The sequence below is a fragment of the Actinoplanes sandaracinus genome, assembly GCF_030009775.1.
Classification (GTDB): domain Bacteria; phylum Actinomycetota; class Actinomycetes; order Mycobacteriales; family Micromonosporaceae; genus Actinoplanes; species Actinoplanes sandaracinus.
In genome coordinates, this window is sequence record NZ_JASCTH010000018.1 from 95,389 (window position 1) to 115,672 (window position 20,284).

The following is a 20,284-nucleotide window of genomic DNA, read 5'->3' on the forward strand; positions in this document are numbered from 1 at the left end:
GAGTCGTGCGGATGTGGGCGTGCGCGTCTACCACGGACGCGGTAGACGCGGTGTTCCTGCCACGCCCGCGGCAGTGTCAGGTGTCCACGCCTGTACGACGCGGCCGGGCCGGTGCGGCAGACACGATCGGTCCACAACAATCCGAACAACCGGAGGAAATCGTGTCCACCTTCACCCCTGAACGTCTCATCGGCGCCGTGGCCGCGCTGGCGGCCCTGGCCGGAGTGATCGCCGGCGTCCTGGCACTGACCCGCCCCGCCCGGCGGCGGCCGATGATCGCCCTGGTGACGGGTGTGTTCGGCATCGTGGTCGGCGGGCTGGTGGTGGTGACCGCCGACGGTGGTCCCGGCACCGGCAACGGCATCGTCGGCGGGTGGGCGGCCGTCGTGCTCGGTCTGATCGCCACCGCCATGGGAGGCCTCACGATGTCGCGCCCCGGCCGGCTCACCCGACGTTGAGCTTGGCGACGGTGGTCACCTCGCCACCACGGATCGTCAGCAGAGCCGGGGACAGCTGATCGTCGTCGAAGGCCGTCACGAATTCCTGGAACGGGACCGGGCACGTGCCCGCCCGAGTCTGCGGGTCCGTGCATCTCGCCGGGTCCGGCCGGAAGTCGAGGTATCTCCGCTCGGCGGCGAGGGGCAGAGCGACCTTGATACCGCTGCGCACCGACACGTACCTGCTCGCGCACTTCGGGGTGTTCTCCGGCAGTCCGGATCGGCGGCAGTACTCCGCTCCGGTGATGAACTCGGCCTGTTCGGCGATGGTGACCCGGCCCTTGTCGTAGACCATGTCGGTCTCCACGGTGAGGGTCGCGTCACCGGTCACGAAGGCGGGCACGGCGGGCGCCTCCGGGTTCGTGCCGGAGCGCAGCCGGGCATCGGTGAACGTCACCACCGCCCGGCCACCGGGCGGGGCGGTCGCGCCCAGCAGTACCCGCCCACTGACCAGGCTGTTCTCCTCCAAGGAGCCGCTCAGCACGGGAGCGCCGTCGATGCGGACGGCGGCCTTCCGCTCATCGACGATCACCTGGACCAGGTGGGCCGCGCCGATCGTGGTGGCGCGGCGCTCCGAGGCGATCGGAACGTCGCCGCCGCCACCGGTCGAGGCGAGCAGGCGAACCTCCTCCGGGCAGACGTCGACCCGGTAGGCGTCGGTGCCGGCCTCCTTCTCGACCCTGGCCCGGAACCAGATCGACGCGCAGGAGCGGTCGCTGCCGAGCTTCGCCCGGACGCTGAGATTCTGTGTGGGCGGGAAGACGGTTTTCAGGAAATCGCCGCACGTCATCTCGCTCGACGCCTTCGCGGTGACCCGGAGTCCGTCCTGGTAGGTGCACGAACCCTGGTCGGCGGACGCGTCGACGAAGAAGGAGTCCGACGTCAACGGGTCGAAGATGGCCGGCCCGGCGACGACCGGCGCGGCGGCAGGCGTGGTCGCGGTCACCGGCGGCGCGTCCCGGTCGCCCCGCTCGCGCAGGGCCGCGCCGGCGCCCGCCGCGGCCACCACCGCGGCGGCGGTCACCGCGCCGATGAGGGCGACGTTGCGGCGGCGGCCGCGCTTGCGGGCGCCGGTCTGGTAGCGCCCGGACTGCTGGGCCGCCTCGGCCGAGCGCCGCAGGCTCGCAGGCAGCGGCGGCGCGCTCGGCGCACCGGAGACCAGCAGCCGGTCGAGCAGTTCCGGCGCGGTCGGCCGGTTCTCCGGCTCCTTCTCCAGCGCCGCGGTCACCAGCTCGGCGAGGTACGGCGGCAGGTCACCGATCCGTGGTGGCTGGGTGAGGATCCGCGCCGCGGTCACGGCCGGGCTGTCCCCGCCGAACGGGGTCCGGCCGGTGCCGGCGTACGTCACGACCGCGCCCCAGGCGAACACGTCCACCGCGGGCGTGAGCAGCCGGTCGGTCTCCGGGTCGAGGCGTTCCGGAGCCATGTACGCCAGCGTCCCGACCACCTCCTGGGCCCGCGTGTGAAAGCTGGTCGGCTCCAGGGGCCGGGCGATCCCGAAGTCGATCACCTTGGGGGTGCCGAGGGCGAACAGCACGTTGCGCGGCTTGAGGTCCCGGTGGATCACTCCGGCGCCGTGGATCGCGGCCAGTGCCGCCGCCACCCCGACGGCGACACCGTGCAGGCTGCCGCCGGTCAGCGCGCCCTGGTCGGCGACGACCTCGTTCAGGCTCGGCCCGTCCACGTACTCGACGACGAGGTAGGGGGTGACGTGGTCCGGGTCGGCGTCGAGCACCTCGGCCGTGCAGAACGGCGGGACCTCCCGCGCCCGGTTCACCTCGCTGCGGAAACGGGCCCGGAACTCGGCCTCGTGCGCGTACTCCGACCGGATGATCTTGACCGCCACCAGCCGGCCGCCGGGATCCTCGGCGAGGTAGACCGACCCCATGCCGCCCTCACCGAGCCGGGACAGCGTCCGGTATCGCCCGATGGACCGCGGGTCGGTGGGCCGCAGGGGATTCGCCACGGGGTGACAAACTACCGGGGACCAGCCGGAGGTGGGGCGTGGCCATCAGCACAGCCGTGTGGGCGGTCGCCGGACGGCGCCTGGCCTGCGCCGCGGGCACCGTCGTCGGTGACCGTTATCACGCCAACTTCGACGTGCTGCACCTCGATCCCGGGCGGCCGCTCGCGGTCGTGGCCGACGGCATGGGCGACAGCGAAGGCAGTGCGGTCGCCAGCCGTACCACCGTGACCGTTTTTGCCCGGGAAGCGGCGACCGCGAGCGGACCGGCGGCCTTGCGCGCGGCGGTGGCCGAGGTGCAGCGGACCGTCCGCGCCGCGGGCCGGAACCTGCCCGGGCTCACCGGCTGCACCCTGACCGCTTTCGCCGGTGACGGCGAGGGCGGGGCGTGGCTGGTGCAGCTCGGCGACTCGCGGGCCTACCGGATCCGCGACGGCATCCTGGAGCTGCTCACCGCCGACCACACCGCGGCCTGGCTCGGTGTGCTGAACGGCTGGTACCGGCCCGACTCACCGGAGGGATACCTGGCCCGGCACCGCCTGACCCGCTTCGCGGGCCATCCCGGCATGCCGGAACCCGACCTGCTCAACATCAGCCTGCGCCCGGGCGACCTTCTTCTTCTGTGTACGGACGGAGTCTCCGACCAGATCGACGACCGGACCCTGGCCGACCTGCTGACGGCGGAGAAGGAGCCCGCCGCGACGGTCGAGCGGGTGCTCGCGCGGACTCTGGCCGCCGGTGGCGCCGACAACGCCACGGCCGTCGTCATCCGCGTGGGGTGACCGTTCTCATCCTCCCGGGCATTCATTCGCGCGGGCGGTGACGGACCCTCATCCGCGCGCGCTGACCCGGTGCAGTACGAGCAGGCCGCCGATGCCGGGGACCAGGCCGAGCAGTCGAGTGCCCGCCCCGAGGCCCGGGCGGCGCAGCGTCAGGATCACCACGAACAGGTAGGCGCAGCCGTGCACCGGGCCGCCGAGCGAGGTGATCGCCGGAACATGGGCGGTGGCCAGGTTGAGCAGCAGGACGGCCAGCGAGACGAACTCCGCCCACGACGCGGCCTCCAGCGGGCGTCCCGAGATCCGCACGGTCAGGATCCCGTCGTGGAGCCGGGACGGATGATCATCAGCACCGTCACGGTGGCCCACAACAGGTTGAAGACGCCGGTGACCATGCCGAGACGGGCCGGTGGAGTCGGTGTTCCCGCCAGCGTGCGCTCCTGTCCGGGAAGGATCACCAGGCCGAGCAGGAGCGCCGCGACCGCGGTGAGACCGATCGAGGTGATCAGCCATGCGTCGCCGAGCACACCGAGGCTGCTGGCGGTGGCCAGGCCGAACACCGGGACGGCCACGCCGATCAGGCTGTAGACGCGGCAGATGCGGTGTAGCAGGGCGAGCCGGGCCCGGTCGCCGACGGTGGCCGAGGGAGCGAGGACACGACGGGTCACCGCGGGGAACATGCTGGCCGCGACGGTCACCGGGCCGATCGCGACGATGGCGGCGAGCACGTGCAGGGAGAGCAGGAACTTTGTCACGCCGGGGACGTTAGAGGCGTGATCGGCGCCGGAGAACTGGCTGGATTGCCCACCTGCAACGGATTCTGGCCAAAGCAGTCTCGTAGGGTGCGACGCATGCACACGATCGCCGTCCTCGCCCTGGACCGGGTCATCCCGTTCGATCTGTCGACGCCGATCGAGGTGTTCAGCCGGGTCCGGCTGGCCGACGGCTCCACGCCGTACCAGGTGCGGATCTGCGCGGCGACCGAGAACGTCGACGCCGGGGCGTTCACCCTGCGGGCGCCGTGGGGACTGGAGGCGCTGCTCGACGCGGACACCATCATCCTGCCGGGGTGCGCAGAACCGGGCGTAGCCGTACCAGAGACCGTTCTTGATCATTTGCGGAAGGCCGCCGGAGGCGGCGCCCGGATCGCCTCCATCTGCGCCGGCGCGTTCATCCTCGCCGCGACCGGCCTCCTCGACGGGCTGCGCGCCACCACCCACTGGCTCGCCGCCGCCCAACTCGCCGAGGATCACCCGGAGACCGAGGTCGACCCGAACGTCCTCTACGTCGACAACGGCCAGTTCCTCACCTCGGCCGGCGCCGCCGCCGGCCTGGACCTATGTCTGCATCTGATCAGGCGAGACCACGGTTCGGCGGTCGCCGCCGACGCGGCCCGCCTGTCGGTGATGCCGCTGGAACGCGAGGGCGGCCAGGCCCAGTTCATCGTGCCCGGCCACCCACCGGCGCCGCGCGGCTCCGGCCTGGAGCCGCTGCTGCGCTGGATGCAGGAGAACACCAGCGCCGACCTCACCCTCGGCGACCTGGCCGCGCGGTCCGGGATGAGCGTCCGCTCACTGAACCGGCACTTCCGCGAGCAGACCGGCACCACTCCCCTGCAATGGCTGTTCAGGGCCCGTGTCCGCCGGGCGCAGCACCTGCTGGAGAGCACTGACCAGCCGGTCGAGACGATCGCCGGTCAAGTCGGGTTCGGTTCGCCGACCGCGTTCCGGGAACGCTTCAAACGCGTCGCCGGAACCAGTCCACACGCCTACCGGTCCACCTTCCGAGGCCGAAACTGATCGAGATGCCCCCGACGTGCCCTCGGCGGGCCGGGCTCGCTCTCCTCAGCCGAAGATCGATGACACCCACTCGGGGTGGTCGATGAACGGGTTGCGGTTGCGCTGGTAGTTGGAGTAGATCACCTGGTTGCGGGTCCTCTCGGCGGCATCCGGCGGGTCCTGCGCGTTCCACGCCACCAGGGTGGAGAGCTTGCCGAGGTACGGGACGCCGCCGTTGCCGGTCACGTTGTTGACCTCGAGGTTCGCCCAGGAGTCGTCGCCCTCGTAACGCACCGCCATGTAGAAGACCATGCGGGCCACGTCGCCCTTGACGGCGGCGCGCGGCTCCCACGAGTCGGAGTCGGCATAGTTGCCGGAGGCGCCGGAGACCGCGCTGCCACCGTTGTCGAAGTCCAGGTTGCCGCGCAGAGCGTTGACCGTGACGTCCTCCGGCCGCAGGTGGTGCAGGTCGGTGCCGGGCCCCGCGCTGGTGCCGAAGTCTCCGTGCGACTGCGCCCACACGTGCTCGCGGTTCCAGTTGCCGCTGCTGCCACCGTTGAGCGACTTGGACCGGCTGAGCCCGGAGTACAGCAGCTTCACGTTCGACGGGTTCGCCGGATCCTGGTCGGTGACCTTGAGGGCTTCCCAGACCGCGTCGTACGACAGTTTGGTCGTCCCGGTCGAGATGATGGTGTGCAGCGCCGATTTGAGCCTGGGGCCGGACTTGCCGATCGCGGCCGCGTAGTAGGCGTCGGTGCTGCTCGACGTCGTCGGGGAGGCGGTGGCCGTGGCCGTGGCCGTCGGGCTGGTCGTGGCGGCGGCGCCGAGGGTCATCGCGGCCGGCGACTTGAGGCCCGGGTGCGAGAAGTACGCGGTCAGCGTGCCGGTCACGGTGAGCTGCTTGCCGATCAGCGACGGATTGCTCAGCAGCCCGAACGACGACCGGTATGAGCTGGTGATCTGGACGTACAACATCCGGGCCGTGCTGGTCTCGGTCCTGCTGTCGGCGATGGCCAGAGCGGTGTCGCCGGTGAAGGAGCTGAACTTGACCGTGTTGGCGGCGGTGGGCTCGCCGACGATGTACCCGGCGACGGTACCGGTGCCGCTCTGCCCGCTGATCGCCTGAGCGACCGTCAGCGGCGCCGCGGCGGCCGCCGAGGGCGCGATGGCCACGGCGACGAAGGCGGCCAGGAGGCCGACGAGGGCGGGCATGGTCAGCGCGACGATGCGCCGATGACGAGTCGGACCGGGCATGGAGGGCTCCGTTCGCCTACCTGTATAGACAGGGATCAGTGTGAGTGAGCGGTCCGCCGCCGGGTCCATACCAATTCGGTCATACGCGCTGCCGGAACGGCCGGCTCTGCCGGCCGTTCCGCGTGGTTCCCAAGGTGGCCGCTGTCTCCTCGGCCGTGTCCCGCTTCACCGCTTCGCCGTGCGCGTCGCCGCGATGCCCACGGACGGCTCCTACTTCACGGTGCGAGGAACGCCGCCAGCGCGTCGGCGGTGAACGCGGCACCCTTGTCCGACATGTGGAGCAGGTCGTCGCAGTACAGGCCGAGGCTGTTGTCCGACGTCGGCGAGACCTGCCGGGCCGCGAGATCGAAGTAGGCGACCCCGCTGCCCCCGCCGTGCCCACCGGTGTCCTCGGCCGCGATCTCCCGCCAGGCTTCGGTGAAATGTGCGAAGTCCTGCGCACGCCGGTCGGCGGTGACCCGCGGCGGCCCGTAGACGACGAACGACGGATCGGTGTCGGTATGTGCCCGCACCGCCGCGATGATCGTCTGAAGGTTCTCCTTCATCACGGCGGCGGGCACACCGATCCGCCAGTCGTTGACGCCCAGTTGCAGGATCACCAGATGTGGCCGGACGGTCCGCAGCCGGGGCGCCCAGGCGTCCACACCGGAGGCGAAGTCACCGCTGGTCCGGCCGCCGTGTCCACCGTTGTACAGGTGGATTCCCCGGTCGGCGTCGCCGTCGAACGTGGCGAACCCGTGAATCCGGGCGCCGGGGTCCAGGCAGGTGACCACGATCGTGTGACGGCCCGGAGCCAGGGCGGACGACGTCCACTGCGCGTCCCTGCCGACCGGCGCGCCGCCGCCGACCGAGGCGGCCACGGTGACACCGTCGACGGTCACCGAGAACCTGCCGCTACCGGAGATCGAATACCACACCTGCGCGCTGGTGCCGATGAACGCGTAGGTCAACGTCTGCCCGGCCCCGGTCAGGTCCACGGCCTTCAGCCCCCAGCCGGCGGTCTTCGACCTGGTCCCGCCGCCGTGCGAGACCACCGGCCACCATTCGGGCGTACCCCACGCTGCCACGTAGTTGTCCCCACCGGAGGCGCCGGCCACCGGAAACATCGACCGCAGGTTCTCCACGAGCACGTGCGCGTAGCCCCGGCCGAGCCCGGTCGCGCCCACACTCTCGCTGCTGGAGGACCCCAGAACGGCGATCACCGCGGGCGCATAGCGCCGGTTCGCCAGGGCGGCATGCCAGCTGAGCAACGGCAGCGCCGCGGCCGGGGCGGCGGCGCTGGCCGGCCCCGCCGTCGCCGTCGCGACGGCCAGGCCGCCGGCGAGCAGCCCTCCCGCGCGTATGAACGATCGACGATCCGTCACGTTTCCCCCCGGGTCGGTGACAGCGAACCCCCGCTACATCGCCGGGCTTCTCTTCGCACCATCCGACCAGACCGGCGCAAGGCCCGCCCGGCGTCGCCACCACCAGGTGACAAGCACGCCCACCAGGGCGCCGACGGTGGCCAATGCCATGTCCTTGTGGGCGTCCCACATGTCGCCCTGCTGGCCGTTGTAGGCCTCAGCATCACCCGGCGCCAGCGTCAGAGCGATCCCCCACTCGAACAGTTCGTAGAGCGCACTGGTCGACAGCACCGCCTCAACGGCGATCAACGGCGCCCACCGGCTACGCACCGCCCGGACGATCACCGGACCGAAGCAGATCCCATAGGCCAGGTGAACCAGCCGGTCGAAGTGATTGCGTTCCCACCCCGCCACCTCCGACAGCCGCACCCCCAGAAGCACTTCGGTCCACTGGTCGTAGGGAACGTAGGAATACATCCACCGCGCCGCCACCGAGTGCAGGCTCAAAAAGATCAAAATCAAGACGATCGAGGGGTACGGCAGAGCCCGCCACCGGTGCACGAACAGCAACGCCACCAGTCCGATCACCGTCAGCGAGTGGTGCATGGCCTGCTCGGCGGGATGCGGTGGCCACCACCAGGAGGCAGCGAGCAACACGAAGAACCCGGCCAGCGTCCACCGGAGGCGGCGATCATTCACGATCGGCGATCTTAGCCAGCGGCGTCACCACGCTCCGCCGAACTGCCACCGACCAGCAGCGTCGCCGCGGGCCCAGAAGCCCTCACCCGCCGCCGCGACCGCTCGCACCGTTCCCCACAGAACCGGCCCCACCGCCACCGGCCCGCAACCGCCGCTGCCTTCGCCCTCCCACAGGGGGCGGGGCACCCAGCCGCCATCACCGGGCTCGCCCACACGCCGCAGGGCAGTTCCGGTTGTCTACCGGTGGGCTTCACCCGCGCACCTCATAAGGGACTCTGTTGGCGAATTCTGAAGTAGACGCTCGCCCCGGCATGATCTCCTTTGATCATGCCGGGGCGAGCGTCGTGGAGGTTGGGGTGTCGCTGCGTCCGATGGACCTGTGTGAGGTTCCGGAACTGACTGCTCGTGTTGCCCGGACCGCGTTCCCGTCCGGGACCGCCGCGATGCGGGTGCGGGACGCCCTGAGGACGATCTTCACCGACGACATGTCCCGCGCCGCACCTGGGGTCAGTCCTGGGGCTTCGCGTTGGACGGCTGCTCGGTGTTGGCGGCTCGCACACTGCTCCACAGCGTGTCGTACCAGCGGTCGGGCGCGGCTGCCGGGGCGGGTTCCGCCACTTGCGAACCGGCACTCTCCTCGTCGCCCATGACTACCAGAGGTGTCTCACCCGGGCGCACGTAGTACTGCTGCCGGGCCATGATCCGCACGTACTCCGGATCGTGCCACTTCTCCAGTTGCTTTGCCGTTTCGGCGATCTTGGCCCGCTGCGCGGCGGCCGACTGCTTCATCTCGGCGATCTGGGACTCCTGCTCCAGATACATCCGCAGAGGGTACGTGTAGGCGAGCGCCAGCGTGATGACGAGCGCGATCAGGATGGTTGCCCGGCTGGTCAGCGCGGGGGGCCGGTGAGCATCGGTGCGTTCGGCGGCGGTGCCGCCGGATGAGGAGCCACGGGGGGTACGGCGGGCGAACGGCGCCCGGACCGGACCGGTGTTCCGCGCGCGGGACGGGGTGTCGCGGGTGCGTGCGGTGGTGTCGCGGGTGCGGGCCGGGACGGCACGGCCATCGGCACCGGCGCGGCGGCGGCTCGGGCCTTGGCCGCTCGGCGTGCGGCGTTCCGTCATCTCCGTCCTCCCCGCTAGCCGGGCCGGTCATGACACCCGCCGGGAAACCTAGTCATCCGCGGCAGAAGACCACAGTGATCTTGGGACTAGTCCCAGTAGTTGAACAGGCCCTCGCCTAACGTCTGGGGCTGCCAGTAGCGCATGTCGTATTGGCTGATCCGTGGCCACTTCGCTGCGTCGATCGGCCCACCCAATTCTGTGGCGGTCAGCAGACGGAATCCCGGTGTGGCTTTCAAAGCCGCGACCAGGTCGGGAAGGTCGACGAAAGTCAGCGGACCCGCTTCACGTGCTGGGGTGAACTCGATGACGCGGGGAACGGCGAGTGCTAAGAGTGGGGCGTCGCGGACGCAGACCACCGCGACGTTTCGGCTTGAGTAGGTAATGATCGCCTGGTGAAAGTTCGGCGTCGGCTCGTCGCTGATCCGGAACTCAGTCAGCTCGCCGCCGGTTCGTCGCGCGACCTCGTAGCAGACGCGACGAAACGCCTTCAGGTCGGTCACGACGACCAACCCTACGCCCCCGGCCCGCCAAGCAAAACCATATGGCGCCGGCAAGGCGCATACCGCTTCACGGCGACGAACCTACGCCAGGTAGGTGTTCAGGTCATACGCAACGTGACGGCGTCGCGGTCGCTGCGCACGCTCGGCGGCAGATCAGTGCTCGGGTCGGCTCGGCGCCCGGCTTACACGACGCAGGACACCTACGCTGTTCAAGCGCCGGGCGGTGGGCCCCCATTCGTGAGGTTCTCCCCGAGCGATGCCCTCCGTCCGACGTTCGTGGCGCGATTCCTTCTCGATCCCCACGCGGACACCACGAAACGGTGGCCAATGTCGACGCGTTCGTCGACATTCATGATGGCACCACGTGGGCGCTGACGATTTCACCGTTGACGAGGTCGCGGGTCCGTTGGCGCGGTGAAAGGACACTGGCGAGGCTGCCAACGGCAGCTACTTTGGGTGGTCGCCCAGCTCATCGCGCCGGAGCCGGGCGTTGCGGCAATGACCGCGGCCATCCGGGAACTGGTGCGCACCGGCGAGATCACGAGCGTCGGTGTCAGATGCGACCACCCAGACTGAGACGACTCGGACACCGCCGGTGAAGTGCCACGCCGCTAACCAGTACTCGGACTGCGGCTATGAGAGTAGATTCTGGCGATCGGTACGGAACATTCGCCTACGTCCGCCGACTCAACTGGCAGGAAGTGAGGAAGCCTTGTCCAGCGGAATACCCCGTTCGCCGCTCGTCCTGTCGATCTCGTGGGGTCGCATGGATGTCGAGAACCTTGAAGTGGGCAAAGACTTCAAGCTCTACCCCGGCGGTGGTCGCCCGTGGGACTGGTCCGAAACCGGAACCCGGCACAGCCCCGGCATTCAGCCCGACGATGTCGAGGAGCTTCTGGCTCATGGGGCCACGAACGTCGTACTGTCGCGCGGCATGCAGCTGCAACTCCAGATCGACCCGCGCACGCTCGACCTACTAGACGAGCGAGGCGTCACGGTCCACGTGGCCGAGACCACCGAGGCGGTAGAGATCTACAACGACCTTATTGCCACCGGTATCGCTGCCGCGGGCCTCTTCCACTCAACCTGCTAGACGCGATCACGAACCTACCCCCTCAGCGGCATGAGAGTGAGCCTTCTATCAAGCCGATGCCCGCTGTCAGAAGCCAGGTCGACTTCCGTAGCCGTGCGGAAGTGAACCACCGTCGTCAGCTCAGCGGGAGCGGCGTCCGGCGGTGGGTAAGCCGTGCGTCCGCGGCGATGTCGTAGCGGTGCAGCACCTTGCTGATCAGCGCGACCGCCTCGTCGAGGCCGTCGAGCACACCGACGGAGATATGGGTTGTGATCGGCGTTCCGTCGACGGAGCTGAGGCCGGCGCCAGCACCGACAGTGCGTTCAACGCGGCGCGCATCGTCTCGATACAGCGTTCCAGCCTGTTGATCTCACGCACCGCCGTGATGACGTGGGTCGAGTCGGTGCGCTGCTTCCCCCTGGTCTTCACCAGGCCGGACGCTCGTGCCGCGTCGACGACAGCAGTGAACACGGCCTGCCGCCGGCCGCCGTTGATCAACCGGGAGCGGAACTCCGAGAGCACCGAGTAGTCGAAGCCCGGATCGGTCAACTCCAGGCCGAGGGCGTACTTCCAGTCGATGCGGGCCGTACGGCGTCCGCGGCCTGCCGATCCGCCAGGCCCTCCGCGAACTGCAACACCGACACCAAGGTCAACCGGGCAGGAGACAGCGCCGGTTTGCCGCGCGAAGGGAAGGCGTCGCGGAACATGTCGTCAGTAAGGATCGGCCCCAGGAAGTCCCGTACCCCGCATCGCGGCAGTCCCGGACGGGAACGCGGTCCGGGCAACCCGAGCAGTCAATTCCGGAACCTCACACAGGCCCATCGGACGCAGCGACACCCCCACCTCCACGACGAACGCCCGGCATGATCAGGAGAGATCATGCCGGCGCGAGCGTCTACTTCAGAATTCGCCAATAGAGTCCCTCATAAGGTCCGGGGCGTACTCCACCGGCATCGGGCTATCCGTGTTCCAAGGCCAGCCGTGGCAGTCTGCGCGCCAAGCCCGCCGGCAGCCACCAGGCTCGCATGCCGAACAGGTGCATCGTGGCCGGCAACAGCAGGCATCGGATGATCACCGCGTCCACCAGCACCGCCACCGCAAGCCCGAGGCCGAACTGTTGCAGCATCCGGTCGGGGGACAGAACGAACGCTCCGAACACCACGATCATGATCGCGGCTGCCGCGGTGACCACCTGTCCGGTGGTGGCCAGTCCCTCCCGGACCGCTCTGGCGGCATCCCGGGTCTGCTTCCATTCCTCGTGCATGCGAGCGAGCAGGAACACCTCGTAGTCCATCGACAGCCCGAACACGATCGCGAAGATCATGACGGGGACGTAAGCCTCGATCGGGCCCGGCGGCACACCGAACGCGCCGTGTTGGAACACCAGCGTGATGACGCCCATCGCCGCCCCGACGCTGAGCAGGTTGAGCACTGCGGCCTTCACCGGAATCAGCAGTGAGCGGAACAGGACCAGCAACAGCAACGCGGACAGACCCACCACGACCGCCACGAACAGCGGCAGCCGCCCGGCGATCGCAGCCGAGACGTCGATGACCGCGGCGGTCGGGCCCCCGACCAGCACCGAGACTCCGTTGTCACGGGCCACCGGACCGAGCACGTCGTCACGCAGGGCGGCCACCAGTTTCTCGGTCGCCTCGTCCTGCGGAGCCGACGCGGGGAACGCGATCACGGTGGCCACGTCGCCGCCCTCGGCAAGGATCGGTGGGGTGGTGACAGCGACGCCGGCGGTGGCCCCGAGAGCCCGCTGAACCGCGAGGGCGGCCGGCTCGGCAGGCCGTCCCGCACCATCGACCACGACCACGAGCGGACCGTTGACGCCGGGCCCGAACCCCTTGGCCAGCAACGCAAACGCCCGGGTGCTCGTCTTGCTGTCCGCGTCGTTGCCGGCGTCGGCGAACCCGAGCCGCATATCGACAACCGGTGCGGAGATCGCGACCAGGGCGACCAGCGGCAGCAGGACAGCCGGCCATGGCCGGCGCGCCACCGCGTCGCTCCACCGGCGCCACACCCGGCCCTCCACCCGTGGCGCCCGGCCTCGGTGGGCCGCCTTTTCCTTGCGCCGCAGCACCGTGCGCTCCAGGCGGGCACCGAACAGGCCCAGTAGCGCGGGCAGCAGCACCAAGGCGGCCAGCATCGTGACCAGCACGGTCACCGCCAGAGCCACCGCGACGCCCTGCAACGCGCCGAGGCCCAGCAGCACCAGCCCGAGAAGCGCGATGATCACCGTGGTTCCCGCGAAGAAGACGGTGCGGCCCGCGGTGTCCAGTGCGGTCCGCACGGCCACCGCCCGCTCTGCCCCACCGACCAGCTCGCCGCGGAACCGGGAGAACACCAGCAACGCGTAGTCGATGCCGACGCCGAGTCCGACCAGGATCACCAGCGGAGTGGTGAAATCGGCGACGGTGGCGACATGCGAGGCCAGGGCGACCAGCCCGATGGCAGTGCCCACCGCGAACACCGCGATGATGATCGGCAGGCTGGCGGCGAGCAGCGACCCGAACAACAGGACCAGCACCACCAGGGCGGCGAGCAGCCCCACTCCCTCGGCCGCGCCGCCCTCCGCCTCCTCGGCCGCCCGAGCCGGATCGCCTCCGACCTCGATGGTGAGCCCCTTGCCGTCGGCCGCCCGCGCGGTGTCGATGATCCGGAGGGTGTCGGCGGTGGGCATCGTCTCGGCCGGCACGTCCAGTGCCACCGTCGCATACGCGATCGTTCCGTCCCCGGAGATCGCGGTCGACGGGGCGGAGCCGGGTGGATAGGGGCTGACCACCTCAGCCACGTGCGGCAGTCGTCGCACCTCGGCCAGCATCGCCTCGACGGCGGCCCGGGTGGCTGGTCGGTTCACTCCGGCCGGATCCTGGACGACGACGTCCAGGGTCGCACCCGCCCGGATCGGCGCCCGGTGGGCGAGCAGGTCCTGCGCCTGTTGCGACTCGACGCCGGGCAGTGTGAAGTCGTTGCGGAAATCGTCGCTGGCCAGACGCGCTCCGGCGGTCACCCCAACCAGCACCAGCACCCACAGCAGCAGCGCCGTCCACCGGTGCCGGTCGGACCACCCGGCCAGCCGCTCGAACACGCTGCGCCTTCGTTCGACGGCCACGGTCATCGTTTCCTCCATCGAGACGTCGTCGCGCTCATGGACGGTGACGCTATGGAGGCCGGGCGCTGCCCCGAAACGCCCTGAGGTGGTCTCCTGTCGTACCCCCTCGGGGGGATGACGGATGCTCCCGTGGAGGGATCCGCGTGACCGTGGCGTCGCCGTACGCTGACTCTCGTGTGGGCGAAGATGGGAACGCGCGGCCGGACCGCGGCGGACGCAGCGGTGGCGCTGACCGCCGGGGCCTTCACGATCGTGATGCTGAGCGAGGGCGGCCTGGGCACAGCCGAGCCGGGCTATCGCGCCCTGGATCTGCTCGGGGTGGGCCTGACGGTCGCGACGGCTGCCCCGCTGCTGTTCGCGCGCCGTTTCCCCGGGTTCGCCTGGGGAGTCGTCGCGCTGGCCAGCCTGTTGCTCATCGTGAGCAACTACGGTCTCGATGTGCCACCGGGCCCGTTGATCGCGGCGTGTGTGCTGGCCGAGGCGGTGGGCGGTGGCGAGACGCCACGGCGGCGCCTGGTGGCGGCCGTGAGCGTCGCCGCCTACCTTCCGGTGGCGTTCATCCTGATGGCTCTCGCCGGCAAGTCGATCGCCGACATGTCGTCCGGCCTCTTCGCATGGGCGGTCATGTTCGCGCTGGTCTGGATCGCCGGTGATCGCAGTCGCCTGCGTCATGAGCGCATCGTCGAGTTGGAGGAACGGGCACGGCTGCGCGAGCAGGAGATGGCGGCGCAGCGGCGGGCCGCCGCCGCCGAGGAGCGCACCCTGATCGCCCGCGAGTTGCACGACTCCGCCGGGCATGCGATCAACGTGATCCTGGTCCAGGCGGGTGCGGCCCGGCTACTGCACGAACGCGATCCCGAGCGTTCCCGGCGCGCCATCGAGACGATCGAGGAGGTAGCGCACAGCACGATCGCCGACATCGACCGCCTCGTCCGCGCGTTGCGAACCGCACCGACCGACGCGAGCCCGGCCCCTGCAACCGTCGCCAACGCCACCCCACACAACGCGAGCCCGTTGAGCACGAACCCGCACAACCCCAGCCCACACAGCTCGAACTCCCGCGGCGCGGTCCCGAGCGGCGCAACGCCCGCCAGTATGACGCCGAGCGGAATGGCGCCAAGCGGCACGGCACCGGGCTGCACAGCTACGAGCAGCACCGTCCCAAGCAACACGACTCCGAGCAGCACGACTCTGAGCAGCACGGCTCAAAGCGGCGCAATGCCGGACGCCGTAATGCCAGGCACCGTGATACCGGGCACCACGAGGCCAGGCACCGCAATGTCGGGCACCGCGAGGCCAGGCACCGCAATGTCGGGCACCGCGAGGCCAGGCACCGCAATGCGGGGCGGCACGACACCGACCGGCACGACGCCGGGCGACCTGGTCGCAGGCGCCGGCACCCGGGCCGGCAGGGCTTGCCGCGCCGTGGACCGGGACGACACGACCCTAGGCGCGGCGACCTGGGCCGATGTGATCCCGGCCGATCCGGCCCCCGCCGACACCGCGGCCCTGGAGCAGTTGGTCGACCGGCACCGAGCCAGCGGCCTGCGGGTGGCGGCGACGTTCCACGGCGCTCCGCGCGGCCTGCCCAGCGGGGTCGCCTGGGCGGCCTACCGGATTCTTCAGGAGGCGCTGACCAACGCCGCCCGGCACGGTTCCGGGTCGGCCGAGGTGCGGATGTCCTACGGTCCAGCCGCGGTCGACATCGTGGTGAGCAATCCGGTGGGCGACCAGACCCGCCCCGGGGGCGGCATGGGCATCATTGGCATGAAGGAACGCGCCGCGCTGCTCGACGGGACGCTCGACGCCGACCCGGAGGATGCCGGCACGTTCCGGTTGCGGGCCCGCCTGCCCTATGTCGCGCCCGTGGCCATGGAAACTCCCGCATGACCGGCCACGCAGCCGCCACGGACCGGGCCACCGCCGATCGTCCGTTGCGGATCCTGGTGGTCGACGACGACGATCTGATGCGGGCCGGGCTGCGGGCCGTCCTCTCCAGCGACGATTCGATCGCCGTGGTCGGCGAGGCAGCCGACGGGTACGAGGCGGTGGAGGTCGCCCGGTCCACGACACCGGAAGTCGTGCTCATGGACGTGCGGATGCCCCGCCGGGACGGCATCGCCGCCACTCGCGAGCTGGGTGAGACCGTGCCCGGGGCTCGGGTGCTGATCCTGACCACCTTCGAGGACGACGACTACGTGTTCGGCGCGCTCAACGCGGGCGCTTCCGGGTTCCTGCTCAAACGCACCCGCCCGGAGCAACTGATCGAGGCCATCCACATGGTCGCGGCCGGCGACTCGCTGCTGTCGCCGTCGGTGACCCGCACGGTGATCGACCGGATGGCCGCCAGCGCGCCACCCGACCCGGCGATCGTCGGGCGGCTTCGCGAACTGACCGCCCGCGAGCGTGATGTGCTGCAACTGGTCGCGCGAGGCCTGTCCAACCTCGAGATCGCAGCGAAACTGTTCGTCGAGGAGTCGACGATCAAAACCCACATGAAGCGAATCCTCGCCAAGCTCGATCTGCGCGATCGTGTCCAGGCGGTGATCGTGGCCTACGAGACGGGCCTGGTCCGGCCGGGCGCCGCAGGACCGCACGGCGACAGCGGATGAGCCCGGCACGATCCGCGGTCAAGGCCCTTCGATACCGGTGCTCGCCGGTCTGATCCACGACGGACACCGGCCCGCTTGGAAGCGCACGAGGCGCTCGTCGAGCGGTGGATCGAGGGGTAGGGCCAGCCTGGTTCCACCAGCAGCCGAGCCGTCCCGCGCTACACCGCTACGATTCCGCCACTCACCGCCACGGCGCGGGCTGCTGCCTCTGGTTCCACCACGGGGTGTTCGCCGTCATGGACCACGGCTGCCGGCGCTCGCTCGAAATCAACGGTTCGGGGTGCCGGGGAGCTGGTGGTGTCAGGGTGGCGCTTCGGGCGTACACGAGAAAGGTCCTGATCTTGACCCTGCGACGTTTCCTGGTGCTGCACGACTACGGCATGGGCGCACTGTGGTGGTGGGTTCGGGCGCGCTCGGCGCGGGAGATCGTGGAGACGTTCGCCGAGGTGGAGGTCATCGACGATCCGGAGGACCTGGCCCGGTTCGCCGACGGCGAGCTGACCGAGGTGGACATCGACGCGCCCACCATGCCGGAAGCGCTGGACGAGTTGCGCGAACAGCGCGACGCCCAGCGCGGCCGGCCCGGGTTCGGCGCGCTCGCCGGGCGGGACCGGGTCTGGCTCCGGCAGCCCGGCGAAGAGGGCGTGGTCTGGGCTGAGGAGCTCGGCCCGGACGGACGACGGCTGCGGCAGGTCGAGGTTCAGCCCGACGGAACCCTGGTCCCGAGCCGCGCGGAGGACTGGGCGTTCAATCCGCCGACGGATCTTCACGACCCGGATCTGGTGCGGTGGGAGATCACTGAGGACGAGTTCGAGCAGCTCTGGGATGCGGCCTGATTTTTTGTCGGTGGGTGCCGCTACGGTGTGCGCCATGGTGACCTTCCCGCAGCTGGAGTCGTGGATCCGCGCCGGCGACATCGACAGCGTCGTCACCGGTCTGCTGGCTCTCGACGAGCCGGCCCGGCGCGCCTTGGCCGCTCCGGTCAAGGGCATCCAGTTGCACTGGTCCGACCCCGAGTTGCAATCGATCATGATCAGGCTCGAGGCGCGCCGCGCGTCGGTGAGCGTCTCCGACGTCCAGTGGCGTCGCGGGCGACAGCGAGACGGCGCGTTGTGCGTCGCCGGCGTCGCCTGCCTGCCCCGTGCCGCCGATGTCGTCTCCTGGCTGCGTTCCGACCGATTCCGGCAGGCGCCATTGCCGGAGACCCTCGACGCCGTCGTGCGGCTGCTGCGTTCCCCCGGCCGTCCCTCGCTGCCCGCGATCGCCCGGTCCATGGCCGACAAGTTCCGGCCGGCCCAGATCGACGAGCAGTGGCCGCTCATCGAGCGACTGCTCGCCGAGGCCGAGCTGCCCCTGCCGGTCACCGAGGCGACGGTGCGCGGGTGGATGCGCCGGGTCGGCGCCGACCGATATCGTGAAGATCTGGCCGGCCTGCTGCGCGCCGACCCACTCCTGGAGCGGTTGCTGCCGCACGTGTTCACCATCCCCCTGCTCGGCCAGGAGCTCGACGAGGAGTGGACCAGGGCGCTGGCCCGGCTCGCCGCCGAAGGCGCCGTCGACCGGCAGTCCCTGCTCGACGGCTGTGCGCTGCGCTTGCACTCCGGTGACCGGCCTGGGGTGATCGCCCGGGTCGTGGTGCTGCACCGTCTGCTCGACCCCACTCCCGGCGAGTTCGCGGCCCGCCGCGCGGAGTATGCGGGCATGCTCGCCGGCCCGCATTCCACCGTCGCCGAGTTGGCCCAGCTGGGTCTGCGCGCCGCCGATGACGCCGGCCTGCTGGAGCCCGACACGGTGGCCGAGGCCGCGTTCGCGGTCCTGCCCCGTAAGGAGAAGAAGCTGGTCCGCGTTCAGCTCGGCTGGCTCGACGCGGCATTGACCCGCAAACCCGACCCGCTGGTCTTCGAGGCCCTGCTCACCGGCCTCACCAACCCGGCCGGCGACCTCGCCGAGCGCGCTCTTCGGGTGGCCGCCCGACACCTGGCCGACTTCGGCCCGGCCGAGCGGGACATGCTCGCCGCCACGGCCGCCGGCCTCCGGGGTGACCTGCGCCGCCAGGCCGATGCTCTGCTCGGCGCGACGGGCGACACCGCCGGCGTCCCTGAGGCGACGATCGGCGAGCTGACACCCGTCGCCGCGCCCACGCCCATGCCGGCTCCGATCGCCTCGATTCCGGAGCTGGTCGCCGAGTGCAGACATCAGATGTACCAGGCGGAGGATCCGGTCCGCTTCGAGCTGATCCTCGATGGACTGGCCCGGTTCGCGGCGACCGACCGCGGCGCCCTGGTCAAGGCGCTGAAACCGATCCTCCCGCAGTGGCGGATGCCGTTCCCCAACCTGCTGCACACGATCGTGAGCGGGGAACAGGTGGCAGAGGACTCGCCGTGGTGGCCGGTGCAGGCCGCGCCACCGCACTGGATGCTCGTCGAGCGGATGGACGAGCTGGCCCGGCAGATGTGCCGGACCCCACCGGCGGCCCTGCTGGCCACACCCGCCACGGTGAAGGGTCACGTCGACCCTTCCCGGGTGCTGCGGCTGCTCGGCGACGGTGCGGAGCCCGGTCCGGTGGACCTGTCCCAAGCTCTGTTGCGCCTGCCCCGCGAGGTCGATCCCGATGTCCGCGCGGCCGCTGGGAGGCTGACCTCCCCGGCTGGAAAGGCGTTCGCCGCCTATTTGGAGGGTGGGGGCCTGCCCGACCCTGACGTCGTCACCCTCAGGACCGTCCGGCGTCCCTGCGCCCACGTCGTCAAGGAGTTCTGCGACTGCGCCACCGCCGTCGGCCGGCGCACCGTCGCGTTCGAGCCGATCGGTCATCAGCTGACCGGCCCGCCCCACCTGCTCCACCTGCCGGCCGACGCCGCCTTCGACCGGGCCTACGGCTTCGCGCACGACACTGCGATGGGCGGCTGGCCGCTGATGTTCCCCAGCCATCGTGAGATCGCCGCCGCGCATGTCCAACCGCATCTGATCAAGGCGTCCGAGTACAACGGGGCCAGTAGCCAGATCGCCGCCGTCCTGCCGGCGCTGGCCGCCTCCGACGGCCCGTTCGGCCCGGCCATGGCCCTCTGCCTGGCCTACGGTTTCAGTGCCGCCCGCGCTGAGGGCCGCCTGGCCACCGCCGACGCCTTCGTCGAGCTGGCGGCGCGCGGCGTCCTCGACGGCGCACTGGTCGGCCGCGAGCTCGCCGCCCTCCACCGGTCCGGCGCCCTGGTCCTGAAACGCGTCGCCGACGCGCTCGCCACGATCCTCCAGGCCGGCGCCGCCATCCAGGTCTGGGCCGTGCTGCGCGAGTCGCTGCCCGCGGTCCTGACCACCCCGAAACCCGCCGCGGGCGCCTCCGACCTACTGATGCTGGCCGAGTCGGTCGCCGCGGCCACGAACGCCACCGACGACTTCCCGGAGGTGACCGCCCTGGCCGCCCGCCCGGGCCGCAGCCGCTTGATCACCGAGGCCGCCCGGCTGTCCCGCACGCTCACCGAGAACCGCGCCCGCTAGGCCGTGTCTTCACAGGGCCATGGCCGTGGGTGATGTGCTGCGTGATCCG

17 protein-coding genes and 1 pseudogene are annotated in these 20,284 nt (G+C 70.6%); 8 read left to right on the forward strand and 10 right to left on the reverse strand.

Annotated features, from left to right (window positions below):
* The first annotated feature begins 161 nt into the window (after window positions 1-161).
* Window positions 162-458 (forward strand): DUF6223 family protein, encoded by a 297-nt coding sequence (locus QLQ12_RS26395; protein WP_282763171.1) that lies wholly within the window; start codon window positions 162-164, stop codon window positions 456-458.
* Here the strand turns inward: QLQ12_RS26395 and QLQ12_RS26400 are convergent.
* Window positions 445-2,463, reverse strand: coding sequence for a serine/threonine-protein kinase (locus tag QLQ12_RS26400; RefSeq protein ID WP_282763172.1), 2,019 nt, complete (start codon window positions 2,461-2,463; stop codon window positions 445-447). The genes QLQ12_RS26395 and QLQ12_RS26400 overlap by 14 nt on opposite strands.
* Before the next feature lie 38 nt (window positions 2,464-2,501).
* Between QLQ12_RS26400 and QLQ12_RS26405 the strand changes: the two genes are divergently transcribed.
* Window positions 2,502-3,242 carry a PP2C family protein-serine/threonine phosphatase gene (locus QLQ12_RS26405; RefSeq protein WP_282763173.1) on the forward strand — a complete coding sequence of 247 codons (741 nt, stop codon included), beginning with the start codon at window positions 2,502-2,504 and terminating at the stop codon, window positions 3,240-3,242.
* 48 nt (window positions 3,243-3,290) lie between these two features.
* On the opposite strand, the gene QLQ12_RS26410 is transcribed toward QLQ12_RS26405, so the two are convergent.
* Both QLQ12_RS26410 and QLQ12_RS26415 read right to left on the reverse strand, forming a co-directional pair.
* Window positions 3,291-3,548 carry a DUF3817 domain-containing protein gene (locus tag QLQ12_RS26410; protein ID WP_282763174.1) on the reverse strand — a complete coding sequence of 86 codons (258 nt, stop codon included), beginning with the start codon at window positions 3,546-3,548 and terminating at the stop codon, window positions 3,291-3,293.
* Window positions 3,549-3,550: 2 nt separating this feature from the next.
* On the reverse strand, window positions 3,551-3,994 hold the full coding sequence (locus QLQ12_RS26415; protein ID WP_282763176.1) for a hypothetical protein: 444 nt from the start codon (window positions 3,992-3,994) through the stop codon (window positions 3,551-3,553).
* A gap of 96 nt (window positions 3,995-4,090) precedes the next feature.
* On the opposite strand from QLQ12_RS26415, the gene QLQ12_RS26420 reads away from it, so the two are divergent.
* Window positions 4,091-5,038, forward strand: a complete 948-nt coding sequence (locus QLQ12_RS26420; protein WP_282763178.1) for a GlxA family transcriptional regulator — start codon at window positions 4,091-4,093, stop codon at window positions 5,036-5,038.
* Between the two features lie 45 nt (window positions 5,039-5,083).
* On the opposite strand, the gene QLQ12_RS26425 is transcribed toward QLQ12_RS26420, so the two are convergent.
* The 5 genes from QLQ12_RS26425 to QLQ12_RS26445 all read right to left on the reverse strand — a co-directional run bounded on the left by QLQ12_RS26425 (window position 5,084) and on the right by QLQ12_RS26445 (window position 9,938).
* Window positions 5,084-6,271, reverse strand: coding sequence for an endonuclease (locus QLQ12_RS26425; protein ID WP_282763180.1), 1,188 nt, complete (start codon window positions 6,269-6,271; stop codon window positions 5,084-5,086).
* A 215-nt stretch (window positions 6,272-6,486) separates the two neighbouring features.
* Window positions 6,487-7,635 carry a GDSL-type esterase/lipase family protein gene (locus tag QLQ12_RS26430; protein WP_282763181.1) on the reverse strand — a complete coding sequence of 383 codons (1,149 nt, stop codon included), beginning with the start codon at window positions 7,633-7,635 and terminating at the stop codon, window positions 6,487-6,489.
* A 33-nt stretch (window positions 7,636-7,668) separates the two neighbouring features.
* Window positions 7,669-8,313 (reverse strand): DUF2238 domain-containing protein, encoded by a 645-nt coding sequence (locus QLQ12_RS26435; protein ID WP_282763182.1) that lies wholly within the window; start codon window positions 8,311-8,313, stop codon window positions 7,669-7,671.
* A gap of 507 nt (window positions 8,314-8,820) precedes the next feature.
* The gene (locus QLQ12_RS26440) at window positions 8,821-9,438 is read right to left on the reverse strand and encodes an FtsB family cell division protein (RefSeq protein ID WP_282763183.1); all 618 of its coding nucleotides are present in this window, start codon (window positions 9,436-9,438) and stop codon (window positions 8,821-8,823) included.
* Window positions 9,439-9,524: 86 nt separating this feature from the next.
* Window positions 9,525-9,938, reverse strand: a complete 414-nt coding sequence (locus QLQ12_RS26445) for a hypothetical protein (RefSeq protein WP_282763184.1) — start codon at window positions 9,936-9,938, stop codon at window positions 9,525-9,527.
* A 712-nt stretch (window positions 9,939-10,650) separates the two neighbouring features.
* Between QLQ12_RS26445 and QLQ12_RS26450 the strand changes: the two genes are divergently transcribed.
* The gene (locus QLQ12_RS26450) at window positions 10,651-11,031 is read left to right on the forward strand and encodes an Mth938-like domain-containing protein (RefSeq protein WP_282763186.1); all 381 of its coding nucleotides are present in this window, start codon (window positions 10,651-10,653) and stop codon (window positions 11,029-11,031) included.
* 279 nt (window positions 11,032-11,310) lie between these two features.
* Here the strand turns inward: QLQ12_RS26450 and QLQ12_RS26455 are convergent.
* A pseudogene (locus QLQ12_RS26455) lies at window positions 11,311-11,847 on the reverse strand (transposase); the annotation flags it as partial.
* 121 nt (window positions 11,848-11,968) lie between these two features.
* Window positions 11,969-14,137, reverse strand: coding sequence for an MMPL family transporter (locus tag QLQ12_RS26460; RefSeq protein WP_282763187.1), 2,169 nt, complete (start codon window positions 14,135-14,137; stop codon window positions 11,969-11,971).
* Between the two features lie 168 nt (window positions 14,138-14,305).
* On the opposite strand from QLQ12_RS26460, the gene QLQ12_RS26465 reads away from it, so the two are divergent.
* From QLQ12_RS26465 to QLQ12_RS26480, 4 genes are all read left to right on the forward strand, one after another.
* Window positions 14,306-16,021 carry an ATP-binding protein gene (locus tag QLQ12_RS26465; protein ID WP_282763188.1) on the forward strand — a complete coding sequence of 572 codons (1,716 nt, stop codon included), beginning with the start codon at window positions 14,306-14,308 and terminating at the stop codon, window positions 16,019-16,021.
* Window positions 16,018-16,743, forward strand: coding sequence for a response regulator (locus tag QLQ12_RS26470; RefSeq protein WP_282763189.1), 726 nt, complete (start codon window positions 16,018-16,020; stop codon window positions 16,741-16,743). Before QLQ12_RS26465 ends, QLQ12_RS26470 begins: the two co-directional genes overlap by 4 nt.
* Window positions 16,744-17,084: 341 nt before the next feature.
* Window positions 17,085-17,579 (forward strand): hypothetical protein, encoded by a 495-nt coding sequence (locus tag QLQ12_RS26475; RefSeq protein ID WP_282763190.1) that lies wholly within the window; start codon window positions 17,085-17,087, stop codon window positions 17,577-17,579.
* A gap of 34 nt (window positions 17,580-17,613) precedes the next feature.
* Complete coding sequence (locus QLQ12_RS26480; RefSeq protein ID WP_282763191.1) at window positions 17,614-20,235, forward strand: DUF7825 domain-containing protein; 2,622 nt, start codon at window positions 17,614-17,616, stop codon at window positions 20,233-20,235.
* The last annotated feature ends 49 nt before the right edge of the window (window positions 20,236-20,284 follow it).